Here is a 20,116-nt window from a genome sequence, read left to right on the forward strand (position 1 = left end):
CGGTCGGCGGCGATCAGCGGGCGCGGGGCTGGGCCGTCATCCCGCGGCGGCGGAGCCGAGCGCCGGCCGCGCCGAGGCCCACGATCATCAGCGCCCAGGTGGCCGGGTCCGGGACCGCGCCGCCGCCGTTCGCGGCGAACGTGCCGAACTGCAGGTCGTAGACCCCGCAGGCCATGTCGGCGTTGAAGTCGCAGGTGAACTGGGCCGAGCGGATGCCGACGGTGCTGGTGAGGCCGCCGAAACTGCCGGGGCCGAACTGGACCTCGCCCAGGAAGGTCCCGCTGAGGCCGGTCCCGCTGAACAGGCGCACGCGGCCGTAGTCGATGGTGTTGGAGAAGGCGCCGACCCCGTTCATCGCCGAGGCGAAGTCGAAGGCGATGTGGCCGCCGAAGAAACCGCCGTTGCCGATGATGCGGTCGCGGGCGGTGGGCGTCTGGAAGTCCTGGCCGCCCAGCACCTGGGCGTTCAGACCCACGGAGTCGACCCCCAGCGCGGCGAGGGCGGCGGCGGGCGCGGCGTCGTCCAGCCGATAGCCGGCCGCGAAGCCGCCGAGCGCATCGAAGTCGACCAAGGTGTAGGACCCGTCGAGGGCGGCCTGGAACCCGGCCTGGCTGTTGTAGGCCACCACCGCGGCCGAGGCGGCGCCGGCGCTGGCCAGCACGGCGGAGATCGCGGCGAGCGCCGTGACGATACGCATGGAAACGTCCCCCAGTCGCCGCGCGATGCGGCCAGTGTCGCCGGAGGAAACCCCAGGCGCGGCCGCGGCGCCTCCCCCGTTCGGGGGTGTTGCGTGCGGGGGTGGGGTGGCCGAGCGGTCGAAACAGGAAAATGTTCGTGATTTGTTCTTGACATTTCCCTGGGAATTTGAGAGAGTTCAGTCAGCGTTGATTACTGCGCCTGCCGCTGCAGTTGGCGGGTTCGTTGGCGCAGATCCAGGCGGCTAGCGATCCGGCCGAGGCCGAGCATCTGCGGGACCTGGGGGACGACCTTTGGGCGCCGGCTTGGCGATGACATAGTCGGCGCGAAGGTCGCGCAGCGCATCGGCGCCGGCCCGGCGCAGAAGGTGGAACCTGAAGTTCCCCGGAGCGTCCCCATAGGCGACCACCTCGACCAGCGCGCCATCCGAGGGGCGCGCGAAGAGGAAGATGCAGTCGGTCATGCTGCAGAGGAAGCGCTCGGGGTAAAGGCGGCAGGCCCGTGGCTCGCTGCGGCAGTAGACGCCGCTGTGGTCCGGCCATTTCAGCAGGCCCGTGGCTCGCTGCGGCAGTAGACGCCGCTGTGGTCCGGCCATTTCAGGATGTGGATCGGCCGGTATCCCAACCGGATCAGGCTGGCCCGGACCTTGTCGTACGGCGCGTACAGCCGGAAGTTCGGCAGCGGGGCGTCGGCAGGCCAAGCGCGATCGGCCGCATGGCCCGCGGACGTCGCGGCGAACAGCAGGATGGCGCGGTTTGTGTGGTGTGTTCACCAGGCGTCCAAGAGTCTCTTGAAAGCGGCGCTGGGCCGCCTTCACTCATAACCACATCAGTGGGTTCTGCGGCTCCAGCTAGAACGGCGGCCCCAATCAGCTAGTACAACAGGCCCACGTTATTCCCTTTGATCGCTTCCGGACCGCGCTCAGATCGCCGACCGGGTCACCTCGATCATGAGCGGCATCTCAGGCCGTTCAACGCCCGCCGGGGCGGCGACAGAGACATGCACGGCACGCCATTCCGGCCCAAGCCGCTTGTGCCACCCGACGATATCGCTGCCATCGACGCGCTGGCGAAAGTCGGGGGTTCCCAACGGCGCGCCCAGGACCTGGAGGTGCATCAGGTTGAGCGGGACCGTTGAAGATGGCCGACGAGCATAGACACGGCAGTACGACGTTCCGCCCAGCCGACCCGCGGCGACGACCAAGTCCTGCCTCGGCGAAACGGCCACATCCGACCAGGCCACCATACCGTTTCCGACGATCTGTTCAGGAACCTCGTGACGGCCAGCCAACGGCCAGTTCAACCCGCGCACCGCCTTGATGATTTGCCGATGAGATGACGGCGCGGTGCAGACGTGTTGAAGCGCACCTTCGGCCGTCGCGAAGGCGATCGGCGCGCTTGGCCGGCTGGGACCACTGGAACAGGCCGAGAGTGATCCCAGGATCAGGCAAAGCTGGATTCCGCGAACCATAGCGCCTCTCCGTATCGCCCGCTCAACACACGCTTTGGTTGAAGGTTGCCAGCGTCTGGCCACGCGGGCAACTCCCACAACGGGCAGCTAGCGGCCCCGGGTCTCCTGCGTCCGTCAGATTCCTTTGCCACACGCGGGGGCTAACATTTCGTCAAATGGTGCGTATATAGGCGTCAGGAGACGAAGATGACGGATCATGCTTTTTCGGATGGCGGGGGTTCGGCCGGGCCCGGGGAGCTGCAGACGTTCGCCGGGGAGGCGGATCGGGAGCGGCTGTCGGGGGCGGCGGTGCGGGCGTACCGGGCGCTGGCGGAGCGGTGGGGGCTGTCGAACGGGGAGGCCGCCGCGCTGCTGGGAGTCTCGGCCAGCACCTGGGACCGGATCAAGCGCGGGACGTGGGACCAGGCGCTGAGCCAGGACCAGCTGACGCGGGTTTCGGCGGTGGTGGGGGTGTTCAAGGGCCTCAGCCTGCTGTTCGCGGATGGGGCGGCCGATCGCTGGCCCAGGCTGTCCAACACCGGGCCGCTGTTCGAGCGGCGCACGCCGATCGAGGCGATGATCGCCGGCGGGATCCCGCGGATGATCGAGGTGCGCCGCTACGTCGATGCGGTGCGAGGGGGTCTCTAGGCCTTGGCCCTGGAGATAGATGGCCTGCCCGTCGTGCGGGAGGCGTTCGCGCGGACGGTGCGGCTGGTCTCGACCGCCGACCGGCGGCCCTCGGTGCTGCGCGCGCTGGTGGACGAGGACGACCTGGCCGCCCTGGCCGAGATCGAGGGGGCGACCAGCGCGCGGCTGATGGCGCAGGATCATGGGCTGGAGAGCGTGGGGGTGGGCGAGCTGGTGTTCGGCGTGCCGCACGCGCGGTTCATCAACGCCGCCTTCGCCTATTCCCGGCCGCGGGAGCTCAACCGGTTCAACGGGCCGGGGCGCGGGGCCTGGTACGCGGCGCTGGACGTGGAGACCTGCCTGGCCGAGGTGGCCTTCCACATGGCCGACTTCCTGGGCCGGACCGGCGAGTACCGGGCGGTGGTGGAATATGTGGAGCTGCACGCCAGCCTGGCGGGCGAGTTCCTGGACCTGCGCGAGGCGGCCGACCACGCTTGCCTGAGGCCCGACCCGGCGGCGGCCTATCCGGCCGGCAACGCGCTGGCCGAGGCGGTGCGGGCGCGGGGGCTGAACGGGATCATCTATCCGTCCGTGCGCCACGCGGGCGGGACGTGCGTCGCCGCGTTGTGGCCGCACGCGGTTCAGTCGGTGGCGCCGGGCGCCTACTGGCGGATGGAATGGGCGGGGACGCCGACGCCGACGGTGGAGCGAGGGTGAGATACCCCGCGCCGGCGCCACGGCCGATCGGATAGCGCCGGGGCGGAGGATCGGGCGTAGGGTGCGGAATGGACGAAGCGCACTGCCCAAGCTGCAAGAAGCCCATCCACAAGGTGCGGCCGGTCCGGATCCCGACGGACACCGACGATCGGGCCCGGCCGGGACGGACCCCGGACGCGATCGGCTTCATCTGTTCCCAATGCGGGGTGCTGCTACCGCTGGTGTCGCGCAGCGACCGGGACGACATCTAGGCCCTAGAGCCGATAGTCCGCGCCGGGATCGCCTCCGCCGTTGTCAGCGGCGTCGCGCACCTCAACGGCGCGATTGTGCCAGTGCATGGCCTCGTCGATGAGGCGCGAGCGGTCGCGCATGTTGTCGGCGGCGGCGGCCAGGCGGAGCAGGGCTTCGGCCTGGCGGCGATAGTCATCCTCGGACGGCATTCAAGCTCACTCCCCAAGGTGGCGCCGCAACGGTGAGATCAGGCGGCGTGTCCGACTGTACGCGCCGCGCCGAGGCGCGGACGCAGGCCAGGGAGCCGGCGAATCGCGACCGCTTTGTGGCGGCGCGGCCGGCCGGAAAGTTCAAATCAAACAAGGAGCTTAGCCATGGTTGAGAAGCCACAGGCCGCGCCGCGGCGCGCCCAGCGGGCGCCGCGAACGAAGACGCCCGACAAGCACGGGCGGGTGACCTATATCCGCTATTGCCCGGCGGTCGTTCGCAGGGTCTGCGAGCGGCTGGCGATGGGCGAGAGCGTGTTCCAGCTGGGCAACGCCGAGGACATGCCGGCGACCTCGACGATCTACGCCTGGCAGCGCCGCCACCCCGAATTCGCCGAGGCGGTGGCGCAGGCGCGGGAGGCGGGCGCCGACTACCTGGCCGGCCGGGCGCTGGAGGTGGCGGCCGCCTCCACCAAGGAGACGGTGCAGCAGGACCGCCTGCACGTGCAGACCCTGATGAAGCACGCCGCGCTGAAGGCGCCGCGGACCTGGGGCGGCAAGGCCGACCGAGGGGCCAAAGAGGCCAGGCCGGCGCAGATGGAGGTGATCTTCCGCGTTCGCCACTTCGAGAAGGTGATCGGGCCGGACGGCAAGGCCTTCGTCCGCGAGATCAAGCCGGAGGGCGAGGCGTGAGCAAGCCGGCGGCGAAAGGCGACGGACGCAAGACGGCTGCGGCCGTGGAGGCGGAGGCTCCGGTCAAGATCCAGGTCGTGCATGACCTGCCGATGAAATGGGACCCGAGGCCCTACCAGGTGGACCTGTGGGAGGCGCTGCTGGGCGGGGCCAAGCGGGCCGACGTGGTGGCCCACCGGCGCTGGGGCAAGGACGAGGTGGCGCTGCACTGGGCCGCGGCGGCGGCGTGGAAACGGCCGGGCGGCTATTGGCACATGCTGCCCGAGGCTGCGCAGGGGCGGAAGGTGATCTGGGACGCGGTGAACCCGCACACCGGCAAGCGGCGCATCGAGGAGGCGTTCCCGGCCGAGATGAAGCCGACGTTCAACGAGAGCGAGATGCGGGTGGTGCTGGGCAACGGCTCGACGTGGCAGGTGCTGGGCTCGGACAACTACGACCGGCTGATGGGCGCCTCGGCGGCGGGGGTGGTGATGTCGGAATGGTCGCTGGCGCGGCCGGAGGCCTGGGCGCAGATCCGGCCGATCCTGCTGGAGAACGACGGCTGGGCGCTGTTCCTGTGGACGCCGCGCGGGCGCAACCACGCGGCCCGCGCCTTCGAGAGCCGGCGGGTCGATCCGGAGTGGTTCTGCCTGAAGAGCCCGGCGACCGAGACCGACGTGTTCACGCCCGAGCAGCTGGAACGGGAGAAGCGCGAACTGGTCGCCGAGCTGGGCAGCACGGAGGAGGGCGAGGCGCGGTTCGCCAGCGAGTACCTGGTGGACTTCGACGCCGCGGCGCCCGGGACCTACTACGCCAGCCTGCTGGCCGAGGCCGAGCGGGCGGGGCGCGTGGGGCGCGTGCCGGCGGACCCATCGCTGCGCGTGGACACCGCCTGGGACCTGGGGATCGACGACTACACGGCGGTCTGGTTCTTCCAGCAGGCCGGGCGCGAGGTGCGGGTGATCGACTATTACGAGACCAGCGGGCAGGGGCTGGACGCGGTGGTGCGCGAGGCGATCGGCGGCCGGCCCTACCTGTGGGGCGCCCACCACCTGCCGCACGACGTGATGGTGCGCGAGCTGGCGAGCGGCCGGTCGCGGTACGATACGCTGGAGTCGCTGGGCGTGCGCGGCATCAGCGTGGGGACGGCGACGGACCCGGAGGAGCGGGTGAACGCCGCGCGCCTGATGATCCCGATGTGCTGGTTCGACGCCGAGCGGTGCGCCGGCGGGCTCGCGCGCCTGCGGGCCTATCGCAAGCGGTGGAACCGGGCGACGCACAGCTATGCCGGTCCGCTGCACGACCAGGCCAGCCACGGCGCCGACGCCTTCGGAGAGTTCGCGCTGAACCGGCGCGGCGGGGCCGAGGCGCAGCCCCGGCCGGCGCCGCGGACCGTGGGCGGCGGGCTGTCCTGGATGGCGTGATAACGGCGGTCGACATTAATCCTCCTTGCTTAAGCGCCGTTAAGCACATTGATATAAAAGGGAAATGTCGGGGGACGCGTGAGCCGCAGGAGGCCGCGATGCCCGAGCCTTTGCGCCAACTGGTCGAACTGATCGAGGCCCGTCCGCTGGAGAGCATGGGGGGCTTCATGGCCACCTTCCTCTATCTGCGCCTGATGCTGTCGGGGCCGCGCCTGCACTGAAGCTGCAACTTCCTGCCTCGCTCCGCATTGCCCCTGCACGCGAATGGAGGACATGCGAACATGAGTGGAGTGGGAATTATCGGCGCGATCCTGATCGGCATCCTGGCCGGCTGGATCGCAGAGCAGGTGATGGGCCGCAGGCATGGCCTGATCACCAATCTGATCGTCGGCGTCGTCGGCGCCTTCCTGGGCAGCTTCATCGCCACTTCGTTGGGGATCGGCACGGGCGCGGGCGTCATCCCGAGCCTGCTGGTGGCCACGGCGGGCGCGATCCTGCTGCTGTTCATCGTCGGCCTGTTCCGGCGCCGCAGCGTCTAGCGGACCCAGGCCCGCGTCGCGGCGGTTGACAGTCGTTGTTACAGCTGTAGTCTGAAATTGCTACATCTGTAATAACGAATTGGGAGGCCGCGATGCGGGCAATGGGACGAAGCCTGGTTCTGGGGATCGGGACGGCGCTGGCGGCGAGCGCCGGGCTGGCCGCGGAGGCGACCTATGTCACCGGGCCGGTGGCCAAGCCGGTCTATACGCTGGTTCCCGTGGCGGAGCGGCTGACCGTGGGCGACGTGTTCGCGAACGCCGCGCCGGAAATGAAGCTGGTGATGGCGCTGCTGATCATCGGCACGGTCGCCGCGGTGGCCGTCTGGGCCCTGAGCCTGGGCAAGGTGGGCAAGGCCGACGCCAAGGGCCTGGCCACGGCGCTGGGCCGCCTGCGGATCGTGCGCTCGGCCGGCGTGCCGCTGGGCTCGCTGGGTGCGGCCTATGTGCTGTTCTCGAGCTTCCTGGCCATATCGAACGTGCGGCCGGCGCCCAGCCTGTCGGTGGTGGCTCCGGGGGTGGCCGAAGGGGCGCTGGCGATCATGCTGGGCCTGCTGGCGACGACGGTTGCGGTGATCTGCGAGCGGCACCTGGAAGGCCGGATCCGCCGCGCGGCGGCCTGACGGCCGTGGCGGACCTGAAGATCTCCGAAGCCGAGAGCCAGGTGATGGCGGCGGTCTGGGCCGGGGCGGACGCGGGGAACGGCGGGGCCGGGGTCGAACAGATCCTGGCCGGGCCGGGCGCCGCCAACGCCTGGGGCGAGGCCACCGTCAGGACCCTGATCCACCGGCTGATCCGCAAGGGCGCGCTGAGGTCGGAGCGGCGCGGCGCGACGGTGGTCTATGCGCCGCTCGTGAGCCGCGAAGCCTGGGTGACCTCGGAGAGCCAGGGGCTGCTCGACCGGCTGTTCGGCGGCCAGCTGGCGCCGCTGGTGGCGCATTTCACCAAGGAGCGGGCGATGGCGCCGGAGGACCTGGCGCGGCTGCGCCGGCTGGTGGCGGACCTGGACGCCGACGAAGACGACTAAGCGGCGCCACGGATCGGCCTCCTGCGCGTTCAGCGGCCATGAGCATCGACAAGGCCTTCGCCAGCTTCGCCAACAAGACCGCCAAGGTCACGGGCAGTCCCTGGACCTTCGGGGCGTGCCTGGCCGTGGTCATCCTGTGGGCGGTGAGCGGCCCGGCGTTCAAGTTCTCGGAGACCTGGCAGCTGGTGATCAACACCGGCACGACCATCGTCACCTTCCTGATGGTGTTCCTGATCCAGAACACCCAGAACCGGGACGGGGCGGCGATCCAGGCGAAGCTGGACGACCTGATCCTGACCTCGGCGGCGGAGAACGACTTCATCGGCATCGAGAAGCTGACGGAGAAGGAGCTGAAGGCGCTGCACGACCGCTGCGTCGAGCGGGCGCAGGCCCACGAGAAGCTCCACGCCAAGGTGACCGAGGAGATGGAGAGCCGCGCGCGCAAGCGGAAGCCACGATCGGTGGCCCGCAAGCCCGCCGCCCGGAAGGCCGCCTAGACGGCGACCTGCTGAGGTTCGTCGCCCAGCAGGCGGGCGATCTCGGCCAGCAGGGCCCCGGCGGCGATGGGCTTGGCGACCATGCCGTTCATGCCGGCGGCGGCGTACTCGGCGCGCTGGTGGACCATGGCGTTGGCGGTGAGGGCGACGATCGGGACCTGGCCGGCCGGTCCCTTCAGGCCGCGGATGGCGCGCGAGGCCTCGACGCCGCCCATGTGGGGCATCTGTATGTCCATCAGGATCAGGTCGAAGACACCCGAACGGGCCGCGGTGAGGCCGGCGACGCCGTCCTCGGCTTCCGCCACCTCGGCGCCCAGGCGGCCCAGCATGGTGCGGGCGACGAGGCGATTGGTAGGGTTGTCCTCCACGAGCAGGATGCGCACGCCTTCGAGCAGGCCGGTCTCCACAGCCTGGAGCCCCACGGCCTGGGCGGCCGGCGCCTGGAATTCGAAGCGGAAGGTCGAGCCCTCGCCGGCGACGCTGGCGACGTCGATGCGGCCGCCCATCATCTGGGCCAGGGCGCGGCTGATCGAGAGGCCCAGGCCGGCGCCGCCGAAGCGGCGGGCCGTGTCGCTCTCGGCCTGGTGGAAGCGTTCGAACAGCCGGTCCTGGGCCTCAGGTGTCATGCCGATGCCGGTGTCCTCGACCTCGAGGCGGACCTCGCGGCGGCCGGCCGAGGCGGCGGGAGTCACCAGGAGGCGGGCGGCCACGTGGCCGGCGGGGGTGAACTTCACCGCATTGCCGACCAAGTTGAACATGGCCTGGCGCAGGCGCACCGGGTCGGCCTCGATCCAGAGGTCGTCGCCCACGATCTCGCAGCGAAGGTCCAAGCCCTTGGCCCGGGCCTGGCCGTCCAGCAGGCCGACGACCGCCTCCAGCGCCTCGCCTACGTCCATCGGCTCCGGCGACAGGTCGAGCTGGCCGGCCTCGATCTTCGAGAAGTCGAGCACGTCGTTCAGGAGCTGGGACAGCATCCGGCCGCTGTCGCCGGCCCGGCGCATCAGTTCGCGACCTTCCGGGGAGATGTCCTCGTGCTCCAGGAGCTGCAGGGCGCCCAGGACGCCGTTCATCGGCGTGCGGATCTCGTGGCTGACATTGGCCAGGAAGTCGGCCTTGGCGCGGGTGGCGGCCTCGGCCTCGGCCTTGGCTTCCAGCAGCGCGGCCTCGGCGGCCAGACGGGCGGTGACGTCCCGGCAGGCGTCGATGGTGGCCACGGGCACGCCATCCTCGAGGATCAGCCGCGCGCTGGACTGCACCCAGAGCCAGTGGCCGTCCTTGTGCCGGATGCGCACGGTCATGACCTCGGGGCGCGTCGGGTCGGCGAACATCCGCTGGAACGCGGCCAGCAAGGCCGTCCGGTCGGTGTCGGGGTCGGTGATGTCCCAGCGCGAGGTGCCGATCAGCTCCTCGGGGCGATAGCCCAGCACCGGCAGGGCGGCCGGGGAGACATATTCGTACTCGCCGGCCAGGCTGGTGCGGGCGATGACGTCGGTGACGTTCGCGGCCAGGGTCTCGTAGTTCTGGAGGCTCGCGTTCAGCCGGCGCTGCTGTTCCTGGGCCGACGGCGTGGCCAGCGCACGGCCGAGGCAGAAGACGCCGCCCAGGGCGAGGCTCATCCAGACCACGGCCATCTGTCGCTGGTCCCGCCCATCGGCGACCGACAGGACCAGCAACGCCCCGATGGCCGGCGCGGCGCCGGCCAGCAGGAAGACCGCCGGGACGTTGTAGTACAGCAGCACCGCGACGGCGCAGACGACGAGGGTGATGGCGCCGCCGGCGGCGTGCGCCTCCGGCGTGCCCGCGGCCCACAGCATCGCCCCCAGCAGGAGCCACCAGGCGTTCGAGGCCAGGTAGGCGGCGAAGAACCCGAGCCGACCCCGCGGCCGGGCGAGGGCGCTCGCCCGGGTGGCGGCCCAACCCCAGAATTCGATCAGGATCATGCCGCCGGACCAGGCCAAGCATAGGGTCCACGGCACGATCAGCGCAGCGCTCAGGGCCGCGACCAGGCTGAGGCCGACCTTGACGCCGGCGACCTCGTGCCACGGCTTCGCGGCCTCGTCGAACCGCTGCCGCAGGCTCGGTCGGGCCGGCGCGCGGCGCGAGGCCGTCGGGGCGGCGGCGGGCCGGGTCTCGCGGTCGTGGGTCGTCAAGCGGGAGCTCCTGATCGGGCGCGCCCACAGGAAGCGGCACAGGAGATGACCGCCCAGCTAAGCCGGCCTGCGGCAAATCGACGTGCCGCCCCCGGCGCGGCGCTCGACGAGCGACGCCGATTGCCGCAGGGTCGGGCCTACCCAGAGCACAGGAGCGGGACGATGATCCGCAAGGCGAGCGCGGTTTGGCAGGGTACGGGCCGAGACGGAACGGGCGCGCTGACGTCGCAGTCGGGCGTGCTGAAGGACACGCCCTACAGCTTCAAGACCCGGTTCGAGGACAGCCCCGGAACCAATCCCGAGGAACTGCTGGCGGCAGCCCACGCCGGGTGCTTCACCATGGCGCTCGCGTTCGCGATCCAGCGCGAGGGGTTCACCCCGCAGGAACTCTCCACCGAGGCGGCGGTGTCGCTGGACCCGGACGGTGCGGGCTTCAAGATCACCAAGTCGGCGCTGACATTGCGGGCCAAGGTCCCCGGCCTGAGCGAGGCGAAGTTCAAGGAGCTCGCGGAGGCGGCGGAGAAGACCTGCCCGGTGTCGCGGGTGCTCAACGCCGAGATCACGCTGGACGCGCTGCTCGAGGATTAGCTCACACGCTTGTTCGCGGTTTGTTCTTGACAATCCCACGGAAATTTGAGAGAGTTCAGTCAGCGTTGATTGCTGCGCCCGGGTCTCGCTGCCGCCGCTGCTGGCTGAGCAGGCGAGGGGCGTCGCATCCTTCGTCTTATTCCATCGCGAACCGACGCGGCGTGGCCGTCGTCGTCGGATAGGCGGACACGCATAGGTGGAGATCGTCATGACGTCAGAGCCGCCTCCAAGCGACAAGCTGAGCGGTCCGGAGTGGCAGCGCGCGCGGAACCTGCAGGTCGCCGGCGCCGCGAGGGGCGCTGCGCCGCAACGCTCTTCCTCGGCGACCGGTCCGCGCCCGGAACGCCTGGTAGTGGATCCGTCCCGCACCGACGTCTTCCGGCGTGGCCCGGACGGAAAGCTGCATCCCATAGCGGGGTGGCATACGACGGGCCCGTTCGCCTTCGGTGAATGGGGGCGCAACATCGATTGGGCGGGGACGGCCGGCGATCTCGCGGACATCGCCACTCAGTCCATCGGGGCGGGGGCGCTGGCGACCCTGCCGTCGAGGATGGGCCTTGCAGGCGCCATGGGCGGAGGGCTCACCAGGGCGGATGGCGCGGGCTTGGCCAGCGGCCTCTACCAGCTCGGCAAGACTGCGCTCGAGGGGCTGACCGAGCCGCCGGAGAAGCGCCGTTGAGCCTTGCGGCGGCGCTGCATAGGGTTCCCCGATGACGCGCGACTCATCTTCACGCCTCTGGCGCGCCCTGGCTGTGGCGGGCGCTCTAGGGGTCGTCGCCTATTGCGGGCTCCGGCTGCTGGCGGTGAACAGCATCGCGCTCTCGCTTCTCCTCGCCCTGATGTCGGCCGGAACGCTGCTCGCGAGGCTCCCCCAGGCGCCGCGGATCGCGGTCGCGGCCGGAGCGGTCGCGACGGTCCAGGCGGGATTCGCGCTGATTGGCGGCGATGCCGGATCGCAGGCGCTTGGAACGCTGTTCGGGGTTGCGGCCCTGGCGCTTCTCCTGGGCGGACTGGGGCTCGCACGCGCGGCGCGAGGGTAAAGACTACCGGTCGCTGCCGATGGATGTTGTTCTCAGGTTGTTCTTGACATTCCCACGGGAATTTAGTAGAGTTCAGTTAGCGTTGATTAGTGCGCTTAGGGCCCTGCCGCTGCTGGGCTGAGCGCGCAGTTCGCGCCTTCCACATCCCGATCGCCGTGGTCCGAAAGGGCCGCCTTCACGCGCCGAGCCTGCTCGCGCGGGCTTTCGCCATGCTTGCTTCGGAGGAACACCACATCCTTCTTCTATGGCCGTCCCCTGCGAGAGCGCGGCCTTCCGTTCATTCCGAGCTACGACCGGCCATGGCCAGGCGGACGAACCCATCAGACCATTCAGTTCAGAACAGACTTGAACGGTCGCCCGCTGAATTCGGGTCGTTGAGTTCTTATATTGTTCCGATAATATGCGGATGATGGCACACCCTTTGGCGCCGAACTTCCAACGCTTCCTGCCGGCATGGCTGGTCTTCGGGTCATCCGTCAGCCTCGCGGCGTTTCTGATGATGGTGACGTCGGCCGCGCTGACGCCGCTCGACCCCGATTCGACCGCCGATGCGCCGCCGGCGTTCCTGCTGCTGGCGGCAGTGTTCATCTACTTCGCGGCCCTGGCTGCAGGCCTTTTCCTTGTCCCGTTCCGGCGGCTGATCGTGGGGCCGAGGTTTCCCTTCGCCAGACGAGGATATGGTCTCGTCGCCGCCCTTCCGCTGGCGGCCCTGGCCCTGGTCGAACTCACGTGGGGCCAGCGGCTTGTGATCGTCGGCGGCCTCGAGATCTTCCTGGCCGTGAGCGCGCTGATCTTCATTGGCCTGGGTCGGATGTTCGGAGCGTTCGACGAGGCCGAACGGTAGGCGACATCGTCCAGGGGCGCCTATGGGCCAGCGCTCCTACTTCGGTGGGCGCCTGTTACAGAAGATTGGGTCTTCCGGCGTGCCGGACCTGCCTCGCCCCGGCCCCCGAGGCACGACCCATCAAGCGATCATGTTCAGAACCGACCTGAACGGTCGACCTTTGCCCTGACGCCGTTGCTGTTGTGCGACCTTGATGTTCGCGTTATGTGCCGATATGGCCAAGGCCCAAGACCCCGACGAACTGACGGTGCTCTTCGCAGGGGTTCGCAGCTTTTTCGCTTCGTGGCTGCTTCTGCTCATCGCTGTCGTCACGGGCTGGCTCTCTTTGGCGTGGCTCTGGAACTGGCGATGGTGGCGCTCGCTGGAGGGGGTAGCGACGGAGAGGGCGAGCATCCGCTGACGCTCTCTGTCTTGTGGGCGTTTGGAGCCGCCACGACGTCCGTGGCGGTGGGCCCGCCGCTGGTGCTGCTACGGCGCTACATCGTTCGGCCGGATTTCCCGTTTCTTTGGCCGGGCTATGCGGCAGTCGCAGCCATACCGTTCGTCATCTTCGGAGTGGGCATGGGATCGGAGCCGGGTTGGTACTGGATTCCCGCCTACGAGCAGGCGCCGCTGCTCGTGACCGCGCTCATCTATATCGTCCTGGCACGGTGGTTCGGTCTGTTCGCCTCGGAGACACGGCTGCGTCCTCCGGGCCTCGGATAGTTGCTATTTTGTTCTTGACATTCCCACGGGAATTTGCGAGAGTTCAGTCAGCGTTGATTAGTGCGCCTGGGGCCCTGCCGCTGCTGGGCTGAGCGCGCAGTTCGCGCCTTCCACATCCCGATCGCCGTGGTCCGAAAGGGCCGCCTTCACCCGCCGAGCCTGCTCGCGCGGGCCTTAACCTATGGGGCCGAGCCTTGTCCGACGACGACATCCTTGAAGAGGCCCGCGCGGCGTTCCAGCTGGCGGCGGACGCGGAGGCGGAGAACCGGCGCGACGCGCTGGACGACCTGCGCTTCGCGCGGCTGGGCGAGCAGTGGCCCGAGAAGGTGCGGCGCGAGCGGGAACTGGAGGGCCGGCCGTGCCTGACGATCAACCGCCTGCCGACCTTCATCCGCCAGGTTGTGAATGACGCGCGGCAGAACAAGCCGGCGATCTCGGTTCATCCCGTGGACGGTGGCTCGGATCCCGAGACGGCGGAGGTGTTCAACGGCCTGATCCGGCACATCGAGCAGAGCTCGGACGCCGAGGTGGCCTATGACACCGCGCTGGATTTCGCGGTGACCTCGGGGGTCGGGTACTTCCGGATCAACACCCGCTACGCGGCCGACGACGGCTTCGACCAGGACATCGCCGTCGAGCGGGTGGCCAACCCGTTCTCGATCTACGGCGACCCGGAGGGGACGGCGGCCGACAGCAGCGACTGGAACACGGCCTTCGTGGTGGACACCCTGCCGCGCGCCGCGTTCGAGGCGCGCTGGAAGGGCGCGCAGGCGGTGGACTGGGAGGCGGACGACTATGGCCGCCTGGACGGCCCCTGGATGGACGGCGACCGGGTGATGGTGGCCGAGTACTGGCGGCGCGAGCGGATCACCAAGACCATCCTGGCCCTGTCGGACGGCCAGGTCGTGGAGGAGGGCGTCTACAAGGCCCAGAAGGCGATGTTCGACGCCCTGGGCGTCAAGCCCATCGGCCGGCCGCGGCAGACCGCCAGCCACAAGGTGACCCAGCGCATCGTGACCGGCGCCGAGGTGCTGGAGACCGTGGACTGGGCCGGGCGGTTCATCCCGATCGTGCCGGTCTATGGCGAGGAGCTGATGGTCGACGGCCGCCGCCGGCTGCGCAGCCTGGTGCGCGACGCGAAGGACCCGCAGCGGATGTTCAACTACTGGCGCACGACCTCGACCGAGCTGGTGGCGCTGGCGCCCAAGGCGCCGTTCATCGGCCGCAAGGGCGCTTTCGAGACGGACTCGGCGAAGTGGGCGACGGCCAACGTCCAGAGCCACGCCTACATCGAGTACGACGGGCCGGAACCGCCGATGCGCCAGGGGTTCGCGGGCGTGCCGGCCGGGGCGCTGCAGGAGGCGATGAACGCGGCCGACGACATGAAGTCGATCATGGGCCTGTTCGACGCCAGCCTGGGCGCGCGGTCGAACGAGACCTCGGGCCGGGCGATCATGGCCCGGCAGCGGGAAGGGGACGTCTCGACCTTCCACTACATCGACAATCTGAGCCGCTCCATCCGGCACGCCGGGCGCATCCTGCTGGACCTGATCCCCAAGGTCTATGCGACCGCGCGCGTGGTGCGCGTCCTGGGACCGGATGGGGCGGCGAGGTCGGTGGGCGTGGCGCCGGGCGGGCAGGGGGCCGAGCAGCTGAAGGCCGTGGGCAGGATCTACGACCTGGCGGCGGGCAAGTACGACCTGACGGTGCGCTCGGGACCCAGCTTCACCAGCCGCCGGGAAGAGGCGGCGAACCAGATGATCGAGCTGATCCGGGCCTATCCGGCCGCGGCGCCGCTGATCGGCGACCTGCTGGCGCGGAACCTGGACTGGCCGGGCGCCGACGAGATCGCCCAGCGGCTCTCGGCCCTGCTGCCGGCGCAGGTGAAGGGCGCCGGGCCGGAGGTGGAGCAGGCCAAGGCGCAGCTGGGCCAGCTGGCCCAGGCGCTGAATGCGGCCAGGGCGGAGATCGCGGGCCTGAAGCAGGACCGCGCGCATGAGGCGCGGAAGCTGGAGATCGAGGCCTTCGAAGCCGAGACCAACCGGATGAAGGCGATGCAGCGTTGACGCGCTCGGTCATGTTCATTATTTGTTCTGGAGAAGCCTAGATGGGAGAGCAGCTATTCCCAGCATTTGGCGTGCCCGAGGGTGTTCCACGACGGCAGGCTGGCCCGGCGGGCGAGCGAGTATTCCCCAGCTTTTCGGAGGCGCGGGTGTCGCGAGCGCCGGGTCTGTTGCCTGGGCGCGCCATCGCGGACTACGCGAACTGGTCCCAGACGGCGGCCCCGCCGAAGAGGCCCAAGGAGCGCGGCGGGGGCGCCGACATCTTCATCGGCGGTGGATTCGATGATCGCAGGATCCCGCTTCTGCCGCCTGGCGTGCTGCTCGATAAGGGCGTGATGAGGGACTATGCGGACCGCTACAGGGACGAGACCGGACGTCCGACAAAGTACTATGGCAACTGGAAGAAAACGGACGTCATGCGCGCGGTCCGCGAAGCCAACGCGACAGGCGGACCCGTGAACCTGGTCGGTCATAGCTGGGGCGGCACCGACGCCTACAATGTCGCCGCGCAGGCGAGGCGCGAGGGCTTGCGGATCGACAACGTCATCACCCTTGATCCGGTTGGCGGCGGACTTGGGCTGGCGGGACGTGACCTGGGCAAGCCGACGCCGGGCACGTGGACCAATGTGACGGCCAATCCGCGCGAGGCGGGTTTCGCCGACCTGGTGGCCGCCATCGGCGGTAAGCCTTCGGAACTGCCGCTCAGCGAGGCCGGCCACCACAACAGCACGCGCGCCGGTCACGAGGATGTCGACGCGATGATGCGGGCGGGTGGACGAGCCACGCTGGACGCCAGCCGCCGTCTGCCCGAGATTGACGACGCCATGCCGACACCTGAATGGGTCGCCGGCCGAAACGCGCAGGTTGCGCGCGGAAGGCGCTGAGGCGGCATGGATCCTGTTCCACCTCTCTCGATGCTGTTCGGGCACCTGGGCGCCGCGGCGAACGCCGGCATGGAGCTCCTGGCCAATCCAGACTGGTATCGGGGCTGGGCGAAACTCGCGCTGTTCGGCGGCATACCCACCGCCATTCTGGCGATCCCGGTCTATATGACGGCGATCCTGCATGGTCGTCGGCGGGGTTTCCGCGCAGCGTTGATCCCCGTCGCCCTCTGGCTGCTCTGCACGGTGGCGGTCACGGTCGGCGGGTCGTGGCTCGCCGACGGCGGACGGCTCTACGGGATGATCCTCTACTTCGGTTGGGGGTTCCTCGTCTGGCTGTGGCTGCCCGTCGCCCTGGCGTCGGTGTGGCTGGCCGGGTGGCGACGGCGTGTGTTGATCCGGCGCTATTACGAGAACGAAGGCCGGAGCGGGACGGGCGAGACGCCTTAGCGCTCGTTGCTCCGTGATGAGCAGGACGACCTCAGGGCCGGCGTGAAGGCGCTCGGCCCACAATACTGACCGCCCGCACGGGCAAATCCACAAAGGACATCCATGGAAAACGACGACGCCATCATGGCGGGCGAGGGCGACCTCGTGCGCGCGGACGAACTCGGCCTGGAGGCCGGCGACGGACCAGAGACGATCGAGGTCGAACTGGACGGCGAGGTCCATGTCGTGCCGGCGGCGCTGAAAGGCGCGATCCTTCGACAGGCGGACTACACCCGCAAGACCCAGGAACTGGCCGAGCATCGGCGGGCGCTGGAGGCCGAGCGCCAGGCCTTCGGGCAGGAGGCGGCGAGCCTGCGCGGAGCGAGCCGCGACCGCATGCGGTTGGCGGCGCTGGACGAGCAGATCGCCGAGTTCCAGGCCGTCGACTGGGACGCCTATGCGGCGGAGGACCCTCAGGCTGCCCAGCATCTGTGGGATCGCTTCCAGGCGGTGGGCGATGCGCGCGAGCGCCTGGCCTACGCCGTGTCGCATCACGAGAGCCGAGAGGAGATGCGGGCCGCGCGCGAAGCCGCCGAGGAGATGGCGGCGACGGGCGCCAAGCTTCGCGAGGAGATCGACGGCTGGTCGCCGGAGGTCGCCGCCAAGCTGGTGGAGTACGGCCAGGCGTTCGGCGTCACGCTCGAGGAGCTGGCCCAGATGGCCGACGCGCGGCTCTGGAAGCTGCTGCACAAGGCCTGGCGGGCCGACCAGGCGAGCCAGGGTGAGACGCAGGCCGAAGCGGTCCAGGTGCGTCCCGCGGTGACGGTCGCCGGCGGTGGCGCGGGCGGGGGCGGCGTCCGCGACGAACTGGCCACCAAGGAGTGGATGCGCCGCCGCAACGACCAGATGACGCGGGGGCGCTGATGGTGACGATGATCGACGGCGTCCTGCCGCCGCCGCCAGTCTCCGGCCGTACCGAAGGACCCGTGCTGTCGCTGAAGGACTATGCGGCGCTGCAACGCGCGCCGAAACGGGCGCCGACGACCCGAGTGACGGTGCGATCGTACGACGTGCCCGGGAGCTGGCTCAACAAACTCACCGGCAAGCAGCTGTCCGACGAAGCGAAGGCTTACTCGCCCGACCACATGTACGCGGAGTATGACGATGGCCGCGAACAGTACATCTACCGCGGCGGGCCTCGTGGAGCGTTCCTGAGCGCGCGGGTGGATCCGGCGCGCGAGAGCCCGGACTACGGCCGCGGAGAGCGTGTTCTCTACCGAACCGAACTGCCCGGCCAGACGGCGCGTCAGGCGATCCAGCCGGCGCGCGAGGCGGCCGATCACCTCAATCGCTCCGGGCAGCCCTATCTGGTTTTCGGATCGAACTCGAACTCCGTTATCGGCGATTTGACCGCCGACCAACTGGGACACCGTGTGGGAGATCGGCAGACGCCGGGATACAGACCAAGCACCTTGTCACCCTACTTGCCGGGTTGGTGAACCCTCGGGCGTTGCGGTCAGAATCCTCCGCAGCCCTCCAATCGCGAACGGCCATACAACCAAGCCTGGCGTGAGCGCGGAGGGCAGCACCATCCACATATTGTCGCCCTCCACCACGATGGCGGCGAAGAGGGTGACGGTCCAGATCGTGGCCGGCGCGGCAAGCGCCAGTATGCCGGCCACTCGGCGCCAGCGGCTACCGGTGGGGGCTGGTGCGCGTCCCAACTGCAGAATCCACCAGTCCGTACCGAAGAAATAGCCCCCGACGCAGGCGAACAGGATCGCGCCGAGCAGCGGAGTGCCATCCGCCGGTGCGAAGGCGAAAAAGGCCGCAACCGCTGCGACGGACAAGACGATCAGCGCAAGGGGCGCGAAGGCTGGGCGCATGAACGCTCCTCAAGTTCCCTTTACGTTCTAAGCGCAACTCTTCCGAGCTGCAAGGACTGCCCGCCTCCGAGCCGCGCGAGCGCCGGAACACCGGTCGATCCCTTGAACACCGCGCCGCCAGACGGCGAGCGCCCGAGCACACGCGTCCTTCGCGCCTCGGGAGCGACAGCGCGGCCTCATCCAACATCCCAAAGGACCAACCATGGCCAACACCATCCTGACCGCCACCGCGGTGACGCGGGAAGCGCTGCGCGTGCTCCACCAGAAGCTGAACTTCGTGGGCACCATCACGCGCGACTACGACGACCGGTTCGCCCACTCGGGCGCCAAGATCGGCGACACCCTGAAGATCCGCCTGCCGAACCAGTACGTTGTCCGCACCGGGGCGCCGCTGGGCAACAACAGCACGCTGAACGACACGACCGAGACCTCGGCGGACCTCAAGGTCCAGACCCAGAAGGGCGTGGACCTGAACTTCACCTCCATCGACCTGACTTTGAGCCTGGACGACTTCTCCGAGCGCATCCTGGAGCCCGCCATGAGCGTGCTCGCCGCCAACATCGAGGCGGACGCCATGACCATGTACAAGGACGTCTGGAGTCAGGTCGGCGGCGCGACCAACTTCGCCAAGGTGCTGCAAGCGCGCAAGGTGCTGGTGGACAACCTGGCGCCGCTGAACGCGCGGACCTGCAACCTCAACACCCAGGACAACGTGGACCTGGTGAGCGAGCTGAAGGGCCTGTTCAACGACAAGACCACGATCTCGAAGCAGAACCGCGAGGGCTTCATGGGGCGGACCGCCGGGTTCGACTTCATGGAGAACACGCTGTGGCCGGCTCACGGGCGGGGTCCGACCACCGGCAGCGTGGTGGTGAACGGCGCGAGCCAGACGGGCGCCGCCCTGACGGTCTCCGGCGGGACGGGCGCCCCGGCGGCCGGTGATGTCATCACCATCACGGGCGTGTTCCGGGTCCATCCGGAGACCAAGCAGTCCACCGGCGTGCTGCAACAGTTCGTGGTCGGGGCCGGGGCGACGGCGACGTCGTATCCGATCTCGCCCGCGATCGTGACGAGTGGCGCGGCCCAGAACGTTTCGGGCTCCCCGGCGAACTCCGCGCCCGTGAGTATCGCGGGGACGGCGAACGTCGCTCACGGTCTCTCGATGGCCTACCAGAAGGGCGCCTTCGCCTTCGCGACGGCCGACATGGTGATGCCGCGCGGCGTGGACTTCGCCAGCCGGGAGGTGTTCGACGGCGTGTCCATGCGGATCGTGCGCCAGTACGACATCAACTCGGACAAGTTCCCGTGCCGCCTGGACGTGCTGTACGGCTTCAAGACCATCCGGCCGCAGCTCGCCTGCCGCCTGGCCAACATCTAGCGGGATGACCGCGGCGGACGGCGCTCCAGTCGGGCGTCGTCCGCCGTTAAGGCTCCAACGCTGTCAGGAG

General features: G+C 69.4%; 27 protein-coding genes. 21 read left to right on the forward strand and 6 right to left on the reverse strand.

What is annotated here, in order from left to right:
* Window positions 1–13: 13 nt before the first annotated feature.
* The 3 genes from EPO51_RS16605 to EPO51_RS16615 all read right to left on the reverse strand — a co-directional run bounded on the left by EPO51_RS16605 (window position 14) and on the right by EPO51_RS16615 (window position 2,166).
* Entirely contained in the window at window positions 14–697 is a 684-nt protein-coding gene (locus tag EPO51_RS16605; RefSeq protein WP_293352558.1) for a PEPxxWA-CTERM sorting domain-containing protein, read from the reverse strand.
* A 243-nt stretch (window positions 698–940) separates the two neighbouring features.
* Entirely contained in the window at window positions 941–1,291 is a 351-nt protein-coding gene (locus EPO51_RS16610) for a hypothetical protein (protein WP_293352560.1), read from the reverse strand.
* 326 nt (window positions 1,292–1,617) lie between these two features.
* A complete protein-coding gene (locus EPO51_RS16615; protein ID WP_293352562.1) occupies window positions 1,618–2,166 on the reverse strand; it encodes a hypothetical protein in 549 nt (182 codons plus the stop codon).
* Window positions 2,167–2,352: 186 nt separating this feature from the next.
* On the opposite strand from EPO51_RS16615, the gene EPO51_RS16620 reads away from it, so the two are divergent.
* The 3 genes from EPO51_RS16620 to EPO51_RS16630 all read left to right on the forward strand — a co-directional run bounded on the left by EPO51_RS16620 (window position 2,353) and on the right by EPO51_RS16630 (window position 3,740).
* On the forward strand, window positions 2,353–2,793 hold the full coding sequence (locus EPO51_RS16620) for an antitoxin Xre-like helix-turn-helix domain-containing protein (protein ID WP_293352564.1): 441 nt from the start codon (window positions 2,353–2,355) through the stop codon (window positions 2,791–2,793).
* A gap of 3 nt (window positions 2,794–2,796) precedes the next feature.
* Window positions 2,797–3,489 carry an RES family NAD+ phosphorylase gene (locus EPO51_RS16625; protein WP_293352566.1) on the forward strand — a complete coding sequence of 231 codons (693 nt, stop codon included), beginning with the start codon at window positions 2,797–2,799 and terminating at the stop codon, window positions 3,487–3,489.
* Between the two features lie 68 nt (window positions 3,490–3,557).
* The gene (locus tag EPO51_RS16630) at window positions 3,558–3,740 is read left to right on the forward strand and encodes a hypothetical protein (RefSeq protein WP_293352568.1); all 183 of its coding nucleotides are present in this window, start codon (window positions 3,558–3,560) and stop codon (window positions 3,738–3,740) included.
* Window positions 3,741–3,743: 3 nt separating this feature from the next.
* On the opposite strand, the gene EPO51_RS16635 is transcribed toward EPO51_RS16630, so the two are convergent.
* Window positions 3,744–3,929, reverse strand: coding sequence for a hypothetical protein (locus EPO51_RS16635; RefSeq protein WP_293352570.1), 186 nt, complete (start codon window positions 3,927–3,929; stop codon window positions 3,744–3,746).
* Between the two features lie 165 nt (window positions 3,930–4,094).
* On the opposite strand from EPO51_RS16635, the gene EPO51_RS16640 reads away from it, so the two are divergent.
* The 7 genes from EPO51_RS16640 (at window position 4,095) to EPO51_RS16670 (ending at window position 8,082) form a co-directional block, all read left to right on the forward strand.
* A complete protein-coding gene (locus EPO51_RS16640; RefSeq protein ID WP_293352572.1) occupies window positions 4,095–4,619 on the forward strand; it encodes a terminase small subunit-like protein in 525 nt (174 codons plus the stop codon).
* Window positions 4,616–6,022 (forward strand): hypothetical protein, encoded by a 1,407-nt coding sequence (locus EPO51_RS16645; RefSeq protein ID WP_293352574.1) that lies wholly within the window; start codon window positions 4,616–4,618, stop codon window positions 6,020–6,022. Before EPO51_RS16640 ends, EPO51_RS16645 begins: the two co-directional genes overlap by 4 nt.
* Before the next feature lie 98 nt (window positions 6,023–6,120).
* Window positions 6,121–6,243, forward strand: a complete 123-nt coding sequence (locus tag EPO51_RS16650) for a hypothetical protein (protein WP_293352576.1) — start codon at window positions 6,121–6,123, stop codon at window positions 6,241–6,243.
* A 60-nt stretch (window positions 6,244–6,303) separates the two neighbouring features.
* Window positions 6,304–6,561 carry a GlsB/YeaQ/YmgE family stress response membrane protein gene (locus EPO51_RS16655; protein ID WP_293352578.1) on the forward strand — a complete coding sequence of 86 codons (258 nt, stop codon included), beginning with the start codon at window positions 6,304–6,306 and terminating at the stop codon, window positions 6,559–6,561.
* Between the two features lie 101 nt (window positions 6,562–6,662).
* Window positions 6,663–7,181 (forward strand): MotA/TolQ/ExbB proton channel family protein, encoded by a 519-nt coding sequence (locus EPO51_RS16660; protein WP_293352580.1) that lies wholly within the window; start codon window positions 6,663–6,665, stop codon window positions 7,179–7,181.
* 5 nt (window positions 7,182–7,186) lie between these two features.
* Entirely contained in the window at window positions 7,187–7,585 is a 399-nt protein-coding gene (locus tag EPO51_RS16665) for a BlaI/MecI/CopY family transcriptional regulator (protein WP_293352582.1), read from the forward strand.
* A 38-nt stretch (window positions 7,586–7,623) separates the two neighbouring features.
* On the forward strand, window positions 7,624–8,082 hold the full coding sequence (locus EPO51_RS16670) for a low affinity iron permease family protein (protein ID WP_363200852.1): 459 nt from the start codon (window positions 7,624–7,626) through the stop codon (window positions 8,080–8,082).
* Here EPO51_RS16670 and EPO51_RS16675 read toward each other — a convergent pair.
* Entirely contained in the window at window positions 8,079–10,232 is a 2,154-nt protein-coding gene (locus EPO51_RS16675) for a hybrid sensor histidine kinase/response regulator (RefSeq protein ID WP_293352584.1), read from the reverse strand. The genes EPO51_RS16670 and EPO51_RS16675 overlap by 4 nt on opposite strands.
* Window positions 10,233–10,394: 162 nt before the next feature.
* On the opposite strand from EPO51_RS16675, the gene EPO51_RS16680 reads away from it, so the two are divergent.
* From EPO51_RS16680 to EPO51_RS16725, 10 genes are all read left to right on the forward strand, one after another.
* On the forward strand, window positions 10,395–10,820 hold the full coding sequence (locus tag EPO51_RS16680) for an OsmC family protein (RefSeq protein WP_293352586.1): 426 nt from the start codon (window positions 10,395–10,397) through the stop codon (window positions 10,818–10,820).
* 208 nt (window positions 10,821–11,028) lie between these two features.
* Window positions 11,029–11,499: a hypothetical protein gene (locus tag EPO51_RS16685; RefSeq protein ID WP_293352588.1), complete on the forward strand. Its 471-nt coding sequence runs from the start codon at window positions 11,029–11,031 to the stop codon at window positions 11,497–11,499.
* Between the two features lie 31 nt (window positions 11,500–11,530).
* Window positions 11,531–11,860, forward strand: coding sequence for a hypothetical protein (locus EPO51_RS16690; RefSeq protein ID WP_293352590.1), 330 nt, complete (start codon window positions 11,531–11,533; stop codon window positions 11,858–11,860).
* Window positions 11,861–12,266: 406 nt separating this feature from the next.
* Window positions 12,267–12,704, forward strand: a complete 438-nt coding sequence (locus tag EPO51_RS16695) for a hypothetical protein (RefSeq protein WP_293352591.1) — start codon at window positions 12,267–12,269, stop codon at window positions 12,702–12,704.
* A 330-nt stretch (window positions 12,705–13,034) separates the two neighbouring features.
* Window positions 13,035–13,409, forward strand: a complete 375-nt coding sequence (locus tag EPO51_RS16700) for a hypothetical protein (protein WP_293352593.1) — start codon at window positions 13,035–13,037, stop codon at window positions 13,407–13,409.
* Window positions 13,410–13,603: 194 nt separating this feature from the next.
* Window positions 13,604–15,475: a portal protein gene (locus tag EPO51_RS16705; protein WP_293352595.1), complete on the forward strand. Its 1,872-nt coding sequence runs from the start codon at window positions 13,604–13,606 to the stop codon at window positions 15,473–15,475.
* A gap of 146 nt (window positions 15,476–15,621) precedes the next feature.
* Window positions 15,622–16,356, forward strand: a complete 735-nt coding sequence (locus EPO51_RS16710) for a thioesterase domain-containing protein (protein ID WP_293352597.1) — start codon at window positions 15,622–15,624, stop codon at window positions 16,354–16,356.
* Window positions 16,357–16,362: 6 nt separating this feature from the next.
* Window positions 16,363–16,803, forward strand: a complete 441-nt coding sequence (locus tag EPO51_RS16715) for a hypothetical protein (RefSeq protein WP_293352599.1) — start codon at window positions 16,363–16,365, stop codon at window positions 16,801–16,803.
* Window positions 16,804–16,905: 102 nt separating this feature from the next.
* The gene (locus EPO51_RS16720) at window positions 16,906–17,706 is read left to right on the forward strand and encodes a hypothetical protein (protein ID WP_293352601.1); all 801 of its coding nucleotides are present in this window, start codon (window positions 16,906–16,908) and stop codon (window positions 17,704–17,706) included.
* The gene (locus EPO51_RS16725; protein ID WP_293352603.1) at window positions 17,706–18,281 is read left to right on the forward strand and encodes a hypothetical protein; all 576 of its coding nucleotides are present in this window, start codon (window positions 17,706–17,708) and stop codon (window positions 18,279–18,281) included. Before EPO51_RS16720 ends, EPO51_RS16725 begins: the two co-directional genes overlap by 1 nt.
* Here EPO51_RS16725 and EPO51_RS16730 read toward each other — a convergent pair.
* Window positions 18,258–18,668 carry a hypothetical protein gene (locus EPO51_RS16730; RefSeq protein ID WP_293352605.1) on the reverse strand — a complete coding sequence of 137 codons (411 nt, stop codon included), beginning with the start codon at window positions 18,666–18,668 and terminating at the stop codon, window positions 18,258–18,260. The genes EPO51_RS16725 and EPO51_RS16730 overlap by 24 nt on opposite strands.
* Window positions 18,669–18,870: 202 nt before the next feature.
* Here EPO51_RS16730 and EPO51_RS16735 point away from each other — a divergent pair, with 202 nt between their 5' ends.
* The gene (locus EPO51_RS16735; RefSeq protein WP_293352607.1) at window positions 18,871–20,046 is read left to right on the forward strand and encodes a P22 phage major capsid protein family protein; all 1,176 of its coding nucleotides are present in this window, start codon (window positions 18,871–18,873) and stop codon (window positions 20,044–20,046) included.
* Window positions 20,047–20,116: the final 70 nt, after the last annotated feature.

The organism is Phenylobacterium sp., from assembly GCF_004297125.1.
GTDB lineage: Bacteria > Pseudomonadota > Alphaproteobacteria > Caulobacterales > Caulobacteraceae > Phenylobacterium.

What these genes read in the sequence shown, in the direction of transcription:
- EPO51_RS16605 (WP_293352558.1), bottom strand. Translation starts at nt 697, where the DNA reads ATGCGTATCGTCACGGCGCTCGCCGCGATCTCCGCCGTGCTGGCCAGC.
- EPO51_RS16610 (WP_293352560.1), bottom strand. Translation starts at nt 1,291, where the DNA reads ATGGCCGGACCACAGCGGCGTCTACTGCCGCAGCGAGCCACGGGCCTG.
- EPO51_RS16615 (WP_293352562.1), bottom strand. Translation starts at nt 2,166, where the DNA reads ATGGTTCGCGGAATCCAGCTTTGCCTGATCCTGGGATCACTCTCGGCC.
- EPO51_RS16620 (WP_293352564.1), top strand. Translation starts at nt 2,353, where the DNA reads ATGACGGATCATGCTTTTTCGGATGGCGGGGGTTCGGCCGGGCCCGGG.
- EPO51_RS16630 (WP_293352568.1), top strand. Translation starts at nt 3,558, where the DNA reads ATGGACGAAGCGCACTGCCCAAGCTGCAAGAAGCCCATCCACAAGGTG.
- EPO51_RS16635 (WP_293352570.1), bottom strand. Translation starts at nt 3,929, where the DNA reads ATGCCGTCCGAGGATGACTATCGCCGCCAGGCCGAAGCCCTGCTCCGC.
- EPO51_RS16640 (WP_293352572.1), top strand. Translation starts at nt 4,095, where the DNA reads ATGGTTGAGAAGCCACAGGCCGCGCCGCGGCGCGCCCAGCGGGCGCCG.
- EPO51_RS16650 (WP_293352576.1), top strand. Translation starts at nt 6,121, where the DNA reads ATGCCCGAGCCTTTGCGCCAACTGGTCGAACTGATCGAGGCCCGTCCG.
- EPO51_RS16655 (WP_293352578.1), top strand. Translation starts at nt 6,304, where the DNA reads ATGAGTGGAGTGGGAATTATCGGCGCGATCCTGATCGGCATCCTGGCC.
- EPO51_RS16660 (WP_293352580.1), top strand. Translation starts at nt 6,663, where the DNA reads ATGGGACGAAGCCTGGTTCTGGGGATCGGGACGGCGCTGGCGGCGAGC.
- EPO51_RS16670 (WP_363200852.1), top strand. Translation starts at nt 7,624, where the DNA reads ATGAGCATCGACAAGGCCTTCGCCAGCTTCGCCAACAAGACCGCCAAG.
- EPO51_RS16680 (WP_293352586.1), top strand. Translation starts at nt 10,395, where the DNA reads ATGATCCGCAAGGCGAGCGCGGTTTGGCAGGGTACGGGCCGAGACGGA.
- EPO51_RS16685 (WP_293352588.1), top strand. Translation starts at nt 11,029, where the DNA reads ATGACGTCAGAGCCGCCTCCAAGCGACAAGCTGAGCGGTCCGGAGTGG.
- EPO51_RS16690 (WP_293352590.1), top strand. Translation starts at nt 11,531, where the DNA reads ATGACGCGCGACTCATCTTCACGCCTCTGGCGCGCCCTGGCTGTGGCG.
- EPO51_RS16695 (WP_293352591.1), top strand. Translation starts at nt 12,267, where the DNA reads ATGATGGCACACCCTTTGGCGCCGAACTTCCAACGCTTCCTGCCGGCA.
- EPO51_RS16715 (WP_293352599.1), top strand. Translation starts at nt 16,363, where the DNA reads ATGGATCCTGTTCCACCTCTCTCGATGCTGTTCGGGCACCTGGGCGCC.
- EPO51_RS16720 (WP_293352601.1), top strand. Translation starts at nt 16,906, where the DNA reads ATGGAAAACGACGACGCCATCATGGCGGGCGAGGGCGACCTCGTGCGC.
- EPO51_RS16725 (WP_293352603.1), top strand. Translation starts at nt 17,706, where the DNA reads ATGGTGACGATGATCGACGGCGTCCTGCCGCCGCCGCCAGTCTCCGGC.
- EPO51_RS16730 (WP_293352605.1), bottom strand. Translation starts at nt 18,668, where the DNA reads ATGCGCCCAGCCTTCGCGCCCCTTGCGCTGATCGTCTTGTCCGTCGCA.
- EPO51_RS16735 (WP_293352607.1), top strand. Translation starts at nt 18,871, where the DNA reads ATGGCCAACACCATCCTGACCGCCACCGCGGTGACGCGGGAAGCGCTG.